The organism is Streptomyces odontomachicola (assembly GCF_039605595.1).
Taxonomy (GTDB): Bacteria; Actinomycetota; Actinomycetes; order Streptomycetales; family Streptomycetaceae; genus Streptomyces.
Window position 1 is genome coordinate 153,943 of the sequence record NZ_JBCFOK010000002.1, and the last position, 16,477, is coordinate 170,419.

General features: G+C 71.7%; 12 protein-coding genes. 2 read left to right on the forward strand and 10 right to left on the reverse strand.

Translation table 11 applies throughout. The features are described from left to right. Nucleotides 1–88: 88 nt before the first annotated feature. The gene (locus tag ABEE00_RS03420) at nucleotides 89–874 is read right to left on the reverse strand and encodes an ArsR/SmtB family transcription factor (protein ID WP_345743694.1); all 786 of its coding nucleotides are present in this window, start codon (nucleotides 872–874) and stop codon (nucleotides 89–91) included. Nucleotides 875–1,041: 167 nt separating this feature from the next. Between ABEE00_RS03420 and ABEE00_RS03425 the strand changes: the two genes are divergently transcribed. Next, a complete protein-coding gene (locus ABEE00_RS03425; protein ID WP_345743695.1) occupies nucleotides 1,042–2,427 on the forward strand; it encodes an MFS transporter in 1,386 nt (461 codons plus the stop codon). 29 nt (nucleotides 2,428–2,456) lie between these two features. Here the strand turns inward: ABEE00_RS03425 and ABEE00_RS03430 are convergent, their stop codons facing one another. Together ABEE00_RS03430 and ABEE00_RS03435 are read right to left on the reverse strand one after the other, a co-directional pair. Next, nucleotides 2,457–3,149 (reverse strand): DUF4232 domain-containing protein, encoded by a 693-nt coding sequence (locus ABEE00_RS03430; RefSeq protein WP_345743696.1) that lies wholly within the window; start codon nucleotides 3,147–3,149, stop codon nucleotides 2,457–2,459. A gap of 214 nt (nucleotides 3,150–3,363) precedes the next feature. Further along, nucleotides 3,364–6,435 (reverse strand): DUF11 domain-containing protein, encoded by a 3,072-nt coding sequence (locus ABEE00_RS03435; RefSeq protein WP_345743697.1) that lies wholly within the window; start codon nucleotides 6,433–6,435, stop codon nucleotides 3,364–3,366. Between the two features lie 389 nt (nucleotides 6,436–6,824). On the opposite strand from ABEE00_RS03435, the gene rph reads away from it, so the two are divergent. Next, nucleotides 6,825–9,500: a rifamycin-inactivating phosphotransferase gene (rph, locus tag ABEE00_RS03440; RefSeq protein ID WP_345743698.1), complete on the forward strand. Its 2,676-nt coding sequence runs from the start codon at nucleotides 6,825–6,827 to the stop codon at nucleotides 9,498–9,500. Between the two features lie 31 nt (nucleotides 9,501–9,531). Here rph and catC read toward each other — a convergent pair whose 3' ends face one another. The 7 genes from catC to ABEE00_RS03475 are packed head-to-tail and all read right to left on the reverse strand — an operon-like array spanning nucleotide 9,532 to nucleotide 16,215. After that, entirely contained in the window at nucleotides 9,532–9,840 is a 309-nt protein-coding gene (gene catC / locus ABEE00_RS03445) for a muconolactone Delta-isomerase (RefSeq protein WP_345743699.1), read from the reverse strand. Nucleotides 9,841–9,850: 10 nt separating this feature from the next. Continuing rightward, entirely contained in the window at nucleotides 9,851–10,735 is an 885-nt protein-coding gene (gene catA, locus ABEE00_RS03450) for a catechol 1,2-dioxygenase (RefSeq protein WP_345743700.1), read from the reverse strand. 31 nt (nucleotides 10,736–10,766) lie between these two features. Continuing rightward, nucleotides 10,767–11,870 (reverse strand): mandelate racemase/muconate lactonizing enzyme family protein, encoded by a 1,104-nt coding sequence (locus ABEE00_RS03455; RefSeq protein ID WP_345743701.1) that lies wholly within the window; start codon nucleotides 11,868–11,870, stop codon nucleotides 10,767–10,769. Next, entirely contained in the window at nucleotides 11,867–13,306 is a 1,440-nt protein-coding gene (locus ABEE00_RS03460) for an MFS transporter (protein ID WP_345743702.1), read from the reverse strand. Before ABEE00_RS03460 ends, ABEE00_RS03455 begins: the two co-directional genes overlap by 4 nt. A 38-nt stretch (nucleotides 13,307–13,344) precedes the next feature. Continuing rightward, complete coding sequence (locus ABEE00_RS03465; protein ID WP_345743703.1) at nucleotides 13,345–14,325, reverse strand: PDR/VanB family oxidoreductase; 981 nt, start codon at nucleotides 14,323–14,325, stop codon at nucleotides 13,345–13,347. A 41-nt stretch (nucleotides 14,326–14,366) separates the two neighbouring features. Continuing rightward, nucleotides 14,367–14,918: an aromatic-ring-hydroxylating dioxygenase subunit beta gene (locus tag ABEE00_RS03470; RefSeq protein ID WP_345743704.1), complete on the reverse strand. Its 552-nt coding sequence runs from the start codon at nucleotides 14,916–14,918 to the stop codon at nucleotides 14,367–14,369. Then, complete coding sequence (locus ABEE00_RS03475; RefSeq protein WP_345743705.1) at nucleotides 14,911–16,215, reverse strand: aromatic ring-hydroxylating oxygenase subunit alpha; 1,305 nt, start codon at nucleotides 16,213–16,215, stop codon at nucleotides 14,911–14,913. Before ABEE00_RS03475 ends, ABEE00_RS03470 begins: the two co-directional genes overlap by 8 nt. Nucleotides 16,216–16,477: the final 262 nt, after the last annotated feature.

Consider the following 16,477-nt stretch of genomic DNA (forward strand, 5'->3'; position numbering starts at 1 on the left):
CGGGCCTCGCCGTCGCCCCCCCCGGCGCTCGGCGACGGCTCGTCCGCCCGCTCGCGGGCCTGCGCCGCGTCCCCGGCGCGGCGCTGTGTCAGCCCTTCTCCAGGATCGTCTTCAGCTCGGAGAGCATCATGATCCAGCCGCCGCTGACGCCCTCGAGCATCTTGGAGTCGGGCGAGTCGAAGCCGTCGTGCGTGATGGTGAGCTTCAGGCCCATCCCGGGTTCCTCGCCGGGCTCGATGTCGAAGGTGACCTTCGAGCGTTCCTTGACCGCCTCGGCGAACTCCTCGTCGCTCATGCCGAACATCTCCTGGTGCATCGGCTGCAGCGTGTGCCAGGTGTAGGCGAGCCGCTTGCCGGGCTCCGACTCGGTGACCACCTGTCCGAGGTCCTGCGGTTCGCCGCCGTCCTCGACGGGCCACAGCACCTTCGAGCCGACCTTCCAGTCGGAGGAGGGCGCGAAGCCGCCGTGGTACTGCTTCAGGAATTCGGGGCTGGTGAGCCCCTCCCAGAGCCTTTCCGGCGTGGTGTGGATGTAGATCGTGTAGACGAACTCCGGCTTGCTCATCGTCTTTCCTTCCAGGGAATGCTTGAGATTGCTGAGCGCGGCCACCCGGTCTCGGTCGTACTGCCCGATCCAGCGGCCGGAGATTTCTTGGATGGGTACGGGGTTGAGGTAGTGCAGCCTTTCCCGGCCGCTCCTGACCGCCGTGACCAGACCTGCGTCCTCCAGCACCGCCAGGTGCTTGGAGACCGCCTGCCGGGACATCTCCAGGCCCGTGCACAGCTCGCGCAGGCTCTGCCCGTTCCGCTCGTTGAGACGGTCCAGCAGCCGCCTGCGGCTCGCATCCGCGAGCGCCTTGAACACCTCGTCCATGTCATCCAACCCCCTCACCCTCAATTTGGCAACCATTTGGTTGCATGTCAACCGGCGGAGGGGGCTGACCAGGCAGCCCGGCACTGCCTCACCGGTTAACCATTGACCCCTTAAATAATCCTGCCTAGATTCGCCTGATCGCGAAGGGAAGCGGCAACCGAGCAGGGGTGGGGCGGCAACAGATGGACGGCGTGGGCGAGTCGGGGCGTGGCGGATCCGTGGCCGAGGGGCGTTCCGTACGGCGCTGGCCCGGCGTCTTCGCGCTGCTGGTGATCGTGCTCATCTCGTACGTGGACCGCGTGAACGTCTCCGTGCTGATCACCGACCCGGCCTTCACCGAGCACTTCGGCATCACGGGTAACCGCACCGCGCAGGGCGCGCTGACGACGTTCTTCCTGCTCGGCTACGGGCTCGCGGCCTTCCTGCTCATCCCCTTCTACGAGGCCCGGCTGGGCGTGCGGCGCGGACTGGTGGTCTCCGTGCTCACCTGGGCGCTCTTCACCCTCGCCTCCCCGTACGCGTTCGGCGCCCTCGTGCTCACCGCGCTGCGCCTTCTGCTGGGGGCGGCCGAGGGGCCGCTGTTCTCGCTCAAGACCATGTACGTCAAGGAGCACTTCGCGCCGCACGAGGTCGGCAAGCCCAACGCCGTCAGCTCGATGGGCGTCTCGCTCGGCACCGCGGTCGGGCTGCCCCTGGTCGCCTTCCTGGTCCAACGCTTCGACTGGCACGCCTCGTTCCTCGTCCTCGCACTGCTCAACGCCGCCGTCGGGCTGCCGCTGGTGCTGCTGTGCATCCCGCGTACGCGGCGCGGTACGCCCTCAACTCCCCAGGCGTACGGTGCTGGTGACGGGCAGTCAGGTGGTCCGTCTCCCGCGCCCCGGGCCTCGCGCCGTGCCTCGCGTGCCGCGGTGCGGGCCGCGCTGCGCACGCCGCGGCTGGGGTGGATCGTGATGATCGAGATCGCGACCCTCGCCTACCTGTGGGGCAGCACCTCGTGGCTGCCCAGCTACCTCATCGACGAACGGGGCTTCTCGCTCGCCCAGAGCGGCGCGCTCTCCTCGCTGCCGTTCCTGATGAGCCTGGCGTCCGGCCTCCTCGGGGGCTGGCTCATCGACCGGATGCCCGCGCGGCGGGTGCCGCTGCTGTTCGCCGCGGGCAGTGTGGGCACCGGCGTGTGCGTGGCCGTGGTCATCTCCGCGGGCCCCGTGTGGCTGGCCGCGGCCGGCCTCATCCTGGCCAACGGCTTCTGGGGGCTCCAGAGCCCGGCCATTCCCACGCTCGTCCAGCAGTACGCCGAGCCGGGTGGGGTGGGCACCGCGTACGGCATCGTCAACGGCGCGGGCAACCTCGTCTCCGCCTTCATGCCGGCCCTGATGGGCATGGCCATCACCGCCACGGGCGGTTTCGCCGCCGGGTACACCCTGCTGCTGGGCACGCAGGTCATCACCCTGTTCTGCAGCCTGTGGCTCCTGTTTTCCCCGGGCCGCGGCGGGGAGGGCGAGCGTCAACTGCCCCCGCACACCGACGGGGCCGGGCTCACCGCGAGTGGGTGAGCCCGGCCCCGGAGGTCCGCCGGCCCTCGTTACGAGATGGGGTCGGGGTGGATGGGGTGGACCCTGACGTCGCTGTAGGAGTCCTTGATCCCGCCCGAGGGCCACTTCACGTTCACGGAGGCCGACTCGTGCGGCACGGTCACCTCGATGTCGGTCGGGTTGGCCATGGCGTCGCCCGAGGTGTCCGCCGGGTAGGAGATGTTGAAGCCGGCACGCTGGCCGGACTTCAGGACCGCGACGCGCGGCTGGTTGTCATCGCGCTGGATCGGGCTCGAGGTGTTGTCGCGGTCCTTGAGCATGACCTTCGGGAAGCCCGTCACCGAGCAGGTGCCCGAGCTCGTGTTGGTCAGGTAGACGAAGACGTTGCCGTGCTGCGCGTCGGGCTTGCCGTCCTTGGCGGTCACCTTGAGGTCCGCGTTCTTGCAGAACGTGTTCTGCTTCGCGTCCTCGCCCGCACCGCTCCCGGAACCCGCCTGAGCCTCGGTGCCCTTGCCCGCTTCCGCCTGCGCGTCCCCGGCCTCCGCGCCGCCGGCCGACGAACCGCCGCCGTCCGAGGAGCCGCCGCCCGAGGACGAGCCGCCCTTCGCGGAGTCCGACTGGGCGGAGGAGGAGCTGCTCGGCGCGGACGAGTCCTTCCCCGAGTCCCCGCCGTTGCAGGCGGTGAGCGAGAGCGCGGCGGCGACGCCGAGGGCGGCGAGGGCCGCGGTGCGGGTGTGCTTCATCGGGTTCCCCCAAGAGTGGTGTGGCGCGTGTGGTGCATGTGGTCTGCACTCTTTGTATCCCGCAACCTGTTACAGGCGGTCCCGCGCAAGGTCATCGTTCTGTCACGGGCGCGCGGCCTCCCGTAACCCGCGCCCGTGGGCGGCCTCCAGGAGGAGACCGCCCACGCGAGAGTCCGCAACCGCCCTCGTCAACGCCCCTGTCGCCTACCTCTCATCAACTCCCGCGCCGCCGCAGCGCCCTGGCCGCGAAGCCTCCCGCCACGATGAGCAGGGCGGCGAGGAGGCCCGCGCCGAGTGTCCCGGCGGACAGGCCGGTGCCGGGGAGGGAGGACGGCTTGTCCGGGGGCGTGGTCGGAGGGCCGCCCGTCGGGTGCGTCGGCTGCGGCGTCGGCGTGTCCGTCGGCGTGGGAACGGGGGAGTCCGTCGGCGAGGGAGTGGGCGAAGGCGTGGGAGGCGGAGTGGGGGTGGGTGTGGGCGTGACCGTCGGACTCGGCGTGGGGGTGGGCGTAGGCGTCGGGGTCGGCGTGGGGGTCGGCGTGGGCGGGGGAGTTGGCGTGGGCGTGGGCGTGGGTGTCGGCGTGGGCGTGGGTTTCGGCGTCGGGCTGGGGCTCGGGCCCGGTGACGGGCCCACCTCGTCCACCACCCACGGCGCCTCCGTGGGCAGCAGCGGCGTCCTCGTACCGTCCCCGCGCAGGCGGTCCCCGGCGATGGCGATCTTGTTCCAGGTCCGCTCGCCGCCCTCGAACGGGGCGCCGTCCTGGCCGTGTTCGGGCACGTCCATCGGCCAGTCCAGCGTGTAGCGTTCGCCGGCCTCGAAGACGTGGCCGCCGAAGTCGAAGCGCACGGACCGGATGCGCGACCAGTCCGTCACCTCGCCCGCCGGTACGAAACCGGGGTCCGGCTTCCCGTCGCACTGGAAGGGCGCCGACTTGTCCGGTGTGCCGTCCATTTCGGGGCGGCAGGGGTCGTCCTTCACCGAATAGGTGATGGTGACCGGCGCACCGCCCGCGTCGATCGGGCCCGTCAGCACGGGGCGCCATGCGCTGGTCGAGGCGTCGTCGTAACGGCCGCTGGTGACGCCCTTGGTACCGGGGGCGGGGAGGATGTCGTAGGCGACCACGTTGGTGAGGCGGGTGTTGCCGAGGTTGCCCAGCACCGAGCGGTAGGTGACGCTGCCGCCCGCCGTCGAGCGGCCGACCTCGTCCTCCTGCCCCGGGACCTCGGCCGAGCCCTTGTAGTCCCCGTCCTCGTCGCCCCTGACCTCCTTGCCGACGGAGAGCAGCGAGGACTGCGCGATGGCGAAGTCGTCGGTGGCCTCGGCGACGTTCTCCGCCGTGTTGCCGTCGCCGTCGATGTCGTGGGTGTCCGTCCGGCGGGTGTTGACGGGGCGCTGCGCGTCGTAGAGGCCGAGGCGGTTGCCCTTGTAGTCCGCGGAGGAGGCGGTGCCGCTGTACGTGCCGCTGTCGGCGCCGGGCCTCACCCTGGTGCTGAACTCGTACTCGCACGAGGAGTCGTCCGCCGGGATCTCCGCGCCCGCCCTCGCCGTCAGCTCAAGCCGCGTACGACCGTCAGGACCTGCGGAGACCCGCTCGTCGAAGTCGCCGGCCGCGGGGCAGGAGGACGGCTGGTCCGGGGCGAGCCGCCAGGATCCGGGCTGGTACTCCAGCCGGCTCGGTACGAGGTCGACCACGCGCGGGCGCAGCGGCGAGGACTCCGTTCTGTAGGCGTCATTGGTGATCTTCACCCGCCATACGTGCGTACCGCCCGGCGGTACGGGAGCCCCGCTGGTGCTCTTGCTGACCTGCGGCTGGGACACCTCGGGCGCGACGCGGAAGGAGGCGCAGGACTCCTCGCGCGCGGTGCCACCGCCACCGGAGGCGCCGTCGAGCCGGAGCTGCGCGCAGTTGCGGACGTCGCCGCTGCCGCCGGGCACCGCGTCGGCGTCGGCGCGCCCGGTGACCTGCCCGACCAGGCGGGAGTTGGCGGCCATGCCCGGCACGACGATCTCCACCGAGGTGAGATCGCCCTTGTACGGCCTCAGGTCCACCTGTTGCTGACTGGGCGTCAGCGTCCGTCGGCTGCCGTCGGAGAGCGTGACGCGCACGGTCCAGTCGCCCGCGTACGTGAAGCCGTCCGGCTTGGACAGGCGCAGCGACTCCGCGTCGAAGCCGCGCGGCACGGCGTCGGTGAGCCGCGCGTCGGCCGCGGTGTCGCCGGTGTTGCCGAAGCGCAGGACGTAGGACATGCGCTGGCCGTCGGCGGCCAGTTCGGTGTCGGAGGACTTGTCGAGCGTGCCGGTGACCGTGCCCTCGCTGCCGCCGGAGACCGCGGTGGTGACGCTGTCGGAGGCCGAGATCTCCGTGCTGTCGGGGCCGTACGGATCGCCGCTGACGGTCGCCCTGTCGGTGAGCTTCACCCCGTCCGCCGCGTCGGCCGGAACCCGTACGGTGATCTCCCGCACCACCCCGTACGGATAGCTCTCGACCTGCCCGAACTGGTTGCCCGGTCTGTCGGTCTCGGTGTCCACCGGCCAGCTCACCGTGCGGGTGTCCGGGTCGTAGGCGTAGCCGGAGGGCGTGGCGTCGACGAGCTCGACGCCCTCCGGCAGCACGTCCGTGAGCCGGGCGCTCTCCAACGCGAGGTTGCCGCGCGGGCGGTTGGCGTCGTGCGGGTCGTTCGTCGCCGTGATCTTGTACGTGACGGTGTCGCCTGCGCGTGCCGACGCGGGGCCCTCCTTGGTGATCGCCGGATCCGGCTGCGCCGTCACGTCCACGGCCGCCTCGTCCGTACTCGGCGAAGTCCCGTTGGACGCCGTCGCGGTCATCGTCGCGCGCTGCGGCCCCGGCGGCGTCCAGTAGTCCTCGGTAGGCCAGCTCACGGTCAGATGTGAGCTCTGGCCCCCGGCGATCGAGCTGTACGTGACGGTGACCGAGCCGTCCTCGGCGCGCCGCACGTCGGTCACGCCCGGCGGATACGGCTCCGCGATCTCGCCCTTGCCGGAGGCGCCGGGCGGCGGGGTGAAGGTGACCTGCACGTTCTGGCAGCCGCCCGGGATGGAGCACTGGATGAGCCCGTCGTACGAGACGTTGTCGCCCGAGGGGACCGGGGAGGTCGCGGGATCCAGGCGTACCGTCATGCGGCTGTCGGCGTGCGCCGTGTCCGCGCCGCTCCAGGGCACGCCCACGGAGATCAGCAGCATGGCGAGCAGCACCGCGAGGAGCGCGCCGGGGGAACGGCGCGGATCCTGACGAGACGTCAGGCGGGGCGGTGACAGGGGCAGATGCACGGCGCTCTCCAAGGCCCGGGCGGCACTGTGGGCTCACCAACCGTGAGCCAGGCCCGCCCGAGAGCAGCGCTTTGGCCTGCGGAATGACCCGTGTTTCACCCTTGCGGAGGGGCGCGGAATTCGCCGGGGTGCTGAGGGCGGTACTGGGGCGGTAGCGGGGGAGGGGTGACGAGGCGCCCGGTGCCCTGGAGCAAAAAGAAAAGCAAGGAGAATTCGCTCTCCTCGCCACTCTCAACATATAGCGCACAGGGGGGCTTGCGGCAAGGCCCCGGGTAGCGCGCAGAATCATCCGCCTAAGGCCACAACCTGCGGAAACGGGGTACGAGAGTGTTGCTGTCGACGCATGCGGGATGCGTGGAAGCGGGATGCGCGAAGGCGGGGGTGTCGCAATGACCGAGCACTATGTGCTGGACCTCCGCGACGTCGATGAGACGCAGGGCGAGATCGTCGGCGGAAAGGGCGCGCATCTGGGCGGGCTCTCGCGGATCGGGGGAATCCGGGTGCCGGACGGATTCTGCGTCACGACACACGCCTTCCGGCGGATCATGGAGGAAGCGGCGCTCGCGGGGCAGACGCCGTCGCTCGACGCTCAATTCGACGAGCTCTCGCGCGCGGATCCTGACGACCGTGCCACGATCCGCACGCTGAGCGCGCGGCTGCGCCGGACGATCGAGGAGGCGGCCGTCCCCGACGACCTCGCTGCGGAGATCACCCGCCCGCTCGCCCGGTTCGGGGAGCGGGCCGCGTACGCCGTCCGCTCCAGCGCGACCGCCGAGGACCTGCCGACGGCCTCCTTCGCCGGTCAGCAGGACACGTACCTGAACGTCGTGGGGCAGGCGGCGGTCCTGGAGCATGTGCGGCGGTGCTGGGCCTCGCTGTTCACCGAGCGGGCCGTGACGTACCGGCAGCGCAACGGCATCGACCACCGTGCGGTCCGCATGGCCGTGGTCGTGCAGCGGATGGTCGTCCCCGAGGCGGCGGGCATCCTGTTCACGGCCGACCCGGTCACCGGCAACCGCAAGACCGCCACCGTGGACGCCGGCTTCGGCCTCGGCGAGGCGCTGGTGTCAGGGACGGTCGACCCCGACGTGTTCACCGTGCGCGGCGGCGAGGTCGTCGGCAGGACCATCGCGGCCAAGCGGCGCGCCGTACACGCGCTGCCGGACGGCGGCACGCGGGAGGTGGCGGTCGACGCGCGGCGGCAGGAGGAGCCCTCGCTCACCGATGCGCAGGCGGTGCGCCTCGTACGGCTCGGGCGGCGCATCGAGGCGCACTTCGGCAGTCCGCAGGACATCGAATGGTGCCTGGCGGACGGCGACTTCCAGATCGTGCAGAGCCGTCCGATCACGACGCTCTTCCCGGTTCCCGAGGCCGGTGACCAGGAGAATCACGTCTACCTCTCCGTCGGCCACCAGCAGATGATGACCGACGCCATGCGGCCGCTGGGGCTCTCGGTGTGGCGGCTGACGGCCATGGTGCCGATGCACGAGGCGGGCGGGCGGCTGTTCGTGGACGTCACGCCGCGGCTGTCCTCGCCCGAGAGCCGCGCGGCGCTGCTGGACCTCGTGGGGAGGGGGGATCCGCTGACCCGGGACGCGGTGGAGAGCGTGCTCGGGCGGGAGGACTTCGTACTGTCGCGCCCCGAGACGGGTCCCGCCGAGGCGCCTGCCGGGAGCGCACAGGACCGCGCTGCTCCCTCTCCGATCGAGACCGATCCGGACGTCGTCGCGCGGCTGATCGAGCGCGACGAGGCGTCCGTCGCGGAGCTGGAGCGCGGGATCCGTACGAAGAGCGGGCCCGAGCTGTTCGACTTCCTGCTGGAGGCGTTCACCGAGCACAAGCGGAACCTCGGCGACCCGCTGAGCATGCAGGCGATCATGGCGGGGATGGAGGCCACGTGGTGGCTCAACGACAGGCTCTCGGAGTGGCTGGGCGAGAAGAACGCGGCCGACACGCTCACGCTGTCCGCGCCCGACAACATCACCTCCCAGATGGGGCTCGCACTGCTCGACGTGGCGGACGCGGTGCGGCCGCATCCGGAGGTGGTGAAGTTCCTGGAGGAGGTCGGGAACGCGGGGGAGGTCGGGAACGCGGGGGATGCAGGAGGTGTCGGGGGCCAGGGCTTTCTTGACGCGCTGGCCGAGTGTGCGGGCGGTGGCGAGGCGCGCGCGGCGATCGAGTCCTACCTCGACCGGTACGGCATGCGCTGCGTCGGCGAGATCGACATCACGCGGCCGCGCTGGGCCGAGCGCCCCGCCACGCTCGCGCCGGTGATCCTCGACAACGTCAGGAACTTCGCGCCGGGAGCCGCCGGGCGGCGCTTCGAGGAGGGGCGGCGGAAGGCGGAGCGTAAGGAGCGCGAGGTGCTGGCGCGCCTGCGCGAGCTGCCGGACGGGGAGCGGAAGGCCGACGAGACGAAGCGGATGGTCGACCGCGTACGGACCTTCATCGGCTACCGGGAGTACCCCAAGTACGGCATCGTCAGCCGCTACTTCGTCTACAAGCGGGCCCTGACGGCGGAGGCCGCGCGGCTCGTGCGGGCCGGGGTGCTCGCCGAGCCCGAGGACGTCTTCTACCTCACCTTCGAGGAGTTCCACGACGTCGCGCGCTCGCGCCGGGTGGACGCCCGGCTCATCGAGCAGCGCAGGGCGGCGTACCGCGCGTACCAGGCGCTCACCCCGCCCCGGGTGCTCACCTCCGACGGCGAGGCGCTCACCGGGTCGTACCGGCGCGACGACGTACCGGCCGGCGCCCTGGCCGGCCTCCCGGTGTCCGCCGGCACCGTCGAGGGCAGGGCCCGCGTGGTCCTCGACATGGCGGACGCCGACCTGGAACCGGGCGACATCCTGATCACCCCCTTCACGGACCCGAGCTGGTCCCCCTTGTTCGTAGGCATCGCGGCCCTGGTGACGGAGGTGGGAGGCCAGATGACCCACGGCGCGGTGATCGCCCGCGAATACGGCCTCCCGGCGGTCGTGGGCGTACAAGGCGCGACCGAAGCGATCCGGGACGGGCAGCGGGTGCGGGTGCACGGGACGGAGGGGTACGTCGAGATCCTGTCCTGAGATCCCGGCATACCCCGCAGCGGACGGGGCCTCAACTCCCCGCGTCCGCACCCCCGTTCCCCGCGTTGATGTCCGACGGGTGCGTGGCCAGGGGCGTGATGTCCATGGTCATGTACGGGAACAAAGGCAGGCCCCAGAGGACCTCGTGCAGCTCCTCGTTGTCTCGTACGTCGAAGATGCTGAGGTTGGCGTACTCGCCGGCGCGGCGCCATATGTGGCGCCAGACTCCCTTGCGCTGGAGCTCCTGGGCGTAGGCCTTCTCGCGGCTGAGGGTGTCGGCGCGTACCTGCGGGTCGAGGTCGGCGGGGATGCGGACCTCCATCGTGACGGCGAACAGCAAGAGGGGCTCCTCAGGCGGGGTCGAGGGTGAAGTCGTAGGTGACCTCGTGGCCCTCGCCGGTCGTGGCGGGGGCGGGGGTCAGGATGAGGTCCGGCTTTACCGCGTGGGCTATGTCGTCCGTGATGTGGGAGTCCCCCTCGAAGTAGAGCTGGGTGGTGACGCGTTCGTGCCCCGCGGCTGAGACCTTCAGGTGCAGGTGGGCCGGGCGCCAGGCGTGCCATCCTGCGGCCGCGATGAGCCGGCCGCAGGCGCCGTCCGTGGGGATACGGTACGGCGCGGGCTCGATGGTGCGGATGCCGAAGTGGCCCTGCGCGTCGGCGAGTACCGTGCCGCGCAGATTCCATTCCGGCAGCCCCGGCGCGTACTGCGAGTAGTAGCCGTCGTCGTCGGCCTGCCACATCTCGAGGACGGCTCCCGGCAGCGGCGTACCGTCGACCGAGGTCACCCGCCCCTGGAAGAGCAGCGGCGTGCCCCGCTCGCCGGGACGCATGGGGAGCGCGGTGTGCGAGGGCAGTTCGGGAGCGCCGGGTACGTAATAGGGCCCCTCGATCGTGCCCTTGCTGCCCTCCCTGCTCTCGTGCGCGACCTCCTCGACGACGTGCTCGACCCACACGTCGAGGAAGAGCGGCCACTCGCCGTGCTCGCCGACCCGGATCAGCCACGCCTTGAGCGCGTCGTACTCGGCGTAGCTCAGCCGGTGCCGGCGGATGATCTCGTGCGCGGCGGTGAGGAGTTCGGTGACCAGGGTGTGTACGCGGTCCTGGCTGGTGGTGGCGGTGGAGCGGTCCTTCTGGGCGAAGGCGGCGGTGGCGGCGTTCCCGGACCCGGTCGCCGTGGCGGCGGGCGTGGCAGTGGCTGTGTCCTGTTGCTCGGATGTGCGGTCGGTCGCGGTCATGCTGCGGCTCCTGTCAGAGAAGGGGGAGGGATCAGGTGTCCTGGCGGTAGCGGGTCAGCTTCTCGGGGGCGAGGTCGATGCCGAGGCCGGGGGCCGCGCGCGTACGGAGGACGCCGTCCTCGATGCGGAGCGGCTCGGCGAGCAGGTCGTCACTCATGTCGAGGTAGTTGGAGAGCTCGCCGGCGCGCCGCGAGGTGGCCTCGAAGGCCGCGCCGAAGGCGGCCGCGCACAACGAGCCGATCTGGCCGTCGATCTGATTGCCCATCACCACTTCGGCGCCCAGCGCTTCGCACGCGTACAGCACGCGCTGGGAGGACGTGAAGCCGGTGCGGGCGGTCTTGATGCTGATCGCGTTCGCCGAGCCGCCCAGCAGTTCGCGGGTGACCTCGCCCGGACGGGTCGCGCTCTCGTCCGCGACGAACGGCACCGCGCAGCGCTCCACCAGCCACCGCCGCCCCAGCACGTCGTCGGCCGGGCACAGCTCCTCGGCGAGGGTGAGGTCCAGGTCGTCCATGGCGCGCAGGGCCCGCGCGGCCTCGGAGGGCGACCAGCCGCGGTTGCCGTCGACGTACAGCTCCACGCCGTCGCCGAACTCCTCGCGCAGCACCCGGCAGACCTCCACGTCCTGCTGGAAGGGCCGGCGGCCGACCTTCACCTTGAACGTGGTGATGCCGTAAGCCTCGCGCATCCGGTGCGCCTCCTCGACCGTCGCAGCGGGCGTGGAGAAGCCGAGCATGTGCGAGACGGCCAGGGAGTCCCCGTACCCGCCCAGGAGTTCGGTGACCGGCAGTCCGGCCGCCTGACCTGCGATGTCCCACAGGGCCATGTCCACGGCCGACTTGGCGGCCGGATTGCCGACCGTACGGTGCAGCCGCGCGTGCACCGCCTCCCGCCGTACGGGGCTGAGGCCGAGCAACTGCGGCGCGAAGAGCTCGCGTACGGCGGTCACGATGGACTGCTGGGTCTCGCCGTACGTGAACGGGCGCGGCGGCGCCTCTGCGGTGCCGACCAGCCCGTCGTCGGTGTGGACGCGTACGAGGACGTGCTCGGCCGCGTGCACCTCGCCGCTCGCGAACCTCAGGGGCTTGCGGTACGGGATGGCGAAGGGGATCGCCTCCACGTCGGTGATCTTCATGTGTCCTCCGGTGTGTTCCGGGGCCTCGTACGGGGTGTGACGCGGGCGTTGGCGGCACGCGCAGGCTCGGGCTCGGACTTGACCTCTGCGGGTGCGGGGTCGGCGCGCCCTCGTACCCGCCCCCGCCCTCGTACCCGCACGGGCGCCGTCTCCGGCAGCGCCGCCAGGCACAGCAGGGAGAGGACCAGCAGCGCGGCGAGGTAGTAGCCGACGCCGAGGGCGCCGCCGGTGCCGGAGACGATCCGGTTGGCGATCACCGGGGAGATCCCGCCGCCCAGCACGGCGCCGAGGTGGTAGCCGATGCCGAGCCCCGACTGCCGCTGCTCGCGCGGATACAGCTCGGCGAAGTACGCGTACATGGGCCCGAACAGCACGCCCGTGACGGCGAATCCGCAGATCACGGCCGTGTTGACGGCGGCGACCGTGCCGGCCGAGGTGACGTGGAACATCGTCAGCGCGGACACCAGCGACAGCCCCGCACCCGCGAGCATGACCGGCTTGCGGCCCACGCGGTCGGACAGCCAGGCCGAGCCCAGGTTCGTCAGCGCGTGGCAGAACAGGGCGACGAGGCTCCCGTTCACGATCGGCTGGCGGGGCAGCCCGAGCCCCTCGGGCGCCGCGGCGGTGGCGTACGAGAGCATGAAGGTGGCCAGCGCGAACGTGCTCGCGTTCAGGCCCACGTTGACGCCGGCCGTGAGCGCGACCCGCCGCCAGTTGTGCCGCAGCACCTCCAGCATCGGCAGGTGCGCCGCGGTGTGTCCGGCGCCCCGCGCCCGCATCTCCCGGAACGCCGGGCTCTCCGCCACGCCCCGCCGCACCCACAGCCCGACGGCCGCGACGAGCCCGCCCACCAGGAACGGCACGCGCCACCCCCAGTCGGTGACGGCGTCCTGCGGCAGCGTCAGGACCAGGGCGAACGCGAGATTGGCGAGGATCATGCCGACGGGCGAGCCGATCGCGGCGAACGCGCCGTACAGCCCGCGCCGCCGCTCCCCGGCGTGCTCGATCGCGAACACGGCGGCACCGGCGTTCTCCCCGCCCCGCGCCAGGCCGTGGCACATGCGCAGCACGACGAGCAGGACGGGCGCGGCGACGCCGATCGCGGCGTACGTCGGCAGCAGGCCCATGGCCAGGGTCGCCAGTCCCATGGTGAGGAACGCGGCGAGCAGCGACACCTTGCGCCCGCGCCGGTCGCCCACGGAGCCGAACAGCACGGCGCCGAGAGGCGCCAGCACGAAGCCGATCGCGAAGGTCGCCAGGCTCATGAAGGTGCCGAACCAGGCGTTGCCCGTGCGGAAGAACACCTCGCCGAAGACGAGCGCGGCGGCGGTGCCGTACAGGGCGAAGTCGTAGAACTCCAGGGCCGTTCCGACGCCGGCGGCCGCGCCGATTCTGAGCACGCCGGGCGGGGCGTGGGTGTCCCGGGATGGATCCATGGGTCTCCGTAGGTTCGTGGCCGGCCGCGAGGGGCGGCTCAGTAGAGCTCGATGACCAGGCGGTCGGTCCGTGCGCGTGAGACGCACAGGGCGATCTGCGTGCCGGACGCCCTGTCGGCGGCGGAGAGGCAGTTGTCCCGGTGCTCCGGCGTCCCCTCCAGGACCCCGGAGACGCAGGAGCCGCAGATGCCCTCCTCGCAGGACTTGAAGACCTCGACGCCGCCCGCCTCCAGCGCGGAGAGGATCGACTGACCTGCGCGGACGGCGAAGACCTCGCCGGTGTCCAGCTCGACGGTGAACGCGCTGTCGCCCTCGCCTCCCTCCGCGCCGGCGGCCTCGAAGTGCTCGGTGGCCACCCGCGCGTCTCCTACGACCGGGGCGAAGGCGGCGGTCACCTGGTCCATGAAGCCGCGCGGACCGCAGGTGCACACGTACGAGGAGGACGTGAGCCGCGACGCCTCGCGGGCCAGGAGCGCGGGCCGTTCACCCCGCCCGCCCCCGAAGTGCAGGCGCACACGGTCGGCGAACGGGACCCCGTACTCCAGCAGCCCGGTGAAGGCCGCCTCCTCCCGCGTGCGGGCGACGTAGTGCAGCTCGAACTCGGCGCCCCGCGCGTGGAGTTCGTACGCCATGCTCAGCAGCGGGGTGATGCCGATGCCGCCCGCGACGAGGAGGTGCCGGTCGGCGTCCTCGGCGGGGGAGAGCAGGCTGCGGGGCGCGCCGATCTCCAGGCGGTCGCCGGGGCGCACCGTGTGCAGGGCTTCCGAGCCTCCGCGCGAATCCGGCTCCCGTTTCACGGCGATGAGCAGGGAGTCGAGGTCGGCGGGCGGGCCGCACAGCGAATACTGGCGCAGCACTCCGGTCGGGCCCGTCACGTCGATGTGGGCGCCGGCCCGGTAGGGCGGGAAGGGCGCGCGGTCGGGGCGTACGAGGCGCAGCGTGCGGATCGCGGGGGTCTCCTCCACCACCTCGTGGACCAGCACTTCTATGCTCCCGGCGTTCCACGTGCCGGCGTTCATGCCCCCGGCGTTGGTGCTCCCGGCGTTCCGCGTGCCGGGGTTCACAGCAGGAATCCGGCCGCCGGGACCGCGTCCTCGCCGTCGGCCAGGCGCACCACCTTGAGCGCGATGCGGTCGCCGTCCTCCGCGAGCCGGATGCGGTGCGTGACCTCGGCGGCCCACAGGTCGTGGCGGCCGCGCTTGTAGGCGACCAGCACCTGCGCGGAACGCAGGACGACCCCGGTGTCGGATATCTGCTCGGGCACGAAGCGGGAGACGGTGCGCACGGTGCGGGCGGCGTCCACGGCGGCGATCGCGTAGCCCTCCGTCATCCGGGCCACCCGCATCCGGCGCATGCGCGCGTCGTCGTAGACCATGTTGAGCGCGTCGGCGAAGTCGCGGGCCTCGGGGCAGCCTTGGGCCGGCGCGTCGAGGGGGATCACATAGTGCGCGTCCTCGGCGTACAGCTCCTGCCATTCCTCGTACGCGGCGCCGTCGAGCAGCGCCGCCTCGTGCCAGACCAGGGCGATCGCGCGCAGCACGCGCGGGTCGTCGAGCGCCGGGCCGAAAACAGCGGCGGTCGCCGGGGCCGGCGTCGTGGGGGCGTCAGTCATCGCGCATCATCTGCTTCCACTGGGCGTACGCCGCGCGCATGCCGGTCTCGTCGGTGACGTGGGAGGTGGGCCGGCCCTCGGCGCCGGCCGTCTCGCGGCCGAGCCCGCGGTTGACCAGGATCGGCATCTCGGCCGCCGCCTGGGCCCCGCGCTGCACGCGGTCCCACCCCTCGGCGTCGTCCGGGGTGCCGAAGCCGAAGGGCCCCTGGAAGTGCTCGTGGATGCGCAGGCGTTCGCGGTTGACCGGGCCGGCGATCTCCTCCGGTGCGTCAGGGCCGATGGCGATGTGCTCGATCACGGTCTCGTCCACCGACACCGGGCGCAGGACGCGCAGGAAGGAGTTGGAGAGCGAGACGTTCGGGAAGAGGTTGAGGTTGAACCCGGTGCCGTGCACGGCGCGCACCAGCCTGCGTACCGCCGCGTCGTCGAGCCCGGCCGCCCTCAACTCCGCGACCAGCCCGTCGAATCGGGGCTGGAGCGGTTCGGAACCGTCGTCCGCCTCGAGGTCGGCGTGCTCAGGCACCATCTGCATGACGCTGTGGCCGTTGCCCAAGTCGTGCGTGAGCGCGGCCGGATCGGTCATGAACGACATCATGTCGGCGGTCTCCGCATCCACCGACGCCATCCACGAGCGGTGCACGATCGGGAAGTGGTAGCCGTCGGTGGTGTTCTCGAGCTGGATCTTCCAGTTGCCGCGGAAGCGGAAGCGGTGGGTGCCCAGCACCTTCACCGGATAGCCGCCGCCCTGCCGCATGAACCGGTCGATCCACAGCCGTACGTCGCCGAGGAACTCCTCCAGCGGTTCGACCTCCCCTTCCGCGGCGAAGGTCGCGAAGACCATCCCGCCGTACGACTCCGTGCGCAGCCGGCGCAGGCTCAGCTCGCTCTTGTCGAGCACGCCCTCGTACCCGTCCGGATAGGGGATGCCGCGCAGCGTGCCGTCCAGCCCGTACGACCAGGCGTGGTACGGGCAGGTGAAGCCGTTGACCTGGCCCGACTTCCTCTCGCACAGGCTCGCGCCGCGGTGCCGGCAGCGGTTGAGGAGGGTGTGCACGCGGCCCTTGCGGTCCTTGGTCACGATGACCGGCTGCCGGCCCACGTATGTCGACTTGAAGCTGCCCGCGCGCGGCAGTTCGCTCTCGTGCGCGACCCACACCCAGGTGCGCTCGAAGATGGCGGTCAACTCCCGCTCGAAAATGCCGGGATCCGTATACATGCGCCCCGCCACGCGGTCCTCGCGCACCAGGTCGTGCGGTGCGAGGGCGTGGACGGTCCGCGCGGTGAATTCAGCGGTCATCGTGCCTCCGTCGGTCGGTGCACACGACGCTAGGCAGCCGCCGGCGAGCGGCCAATTGGGAATGCCCTCGAAAGGAATAGGGGAAATCCTGAGCGGCGGCGGAAGAACTCTCGATACCGCCGCACGGCCCCCGCGCCCTACCGTCGGAGAACCGGAACGGGATACCGGCCGGAAACCGGCGTACCACCGGGACGGCATACCCCGCGTACCACCGGAACGGAACACCGGCATACCGGCGTATCAGCAGGAAGAAAGGGCGGCC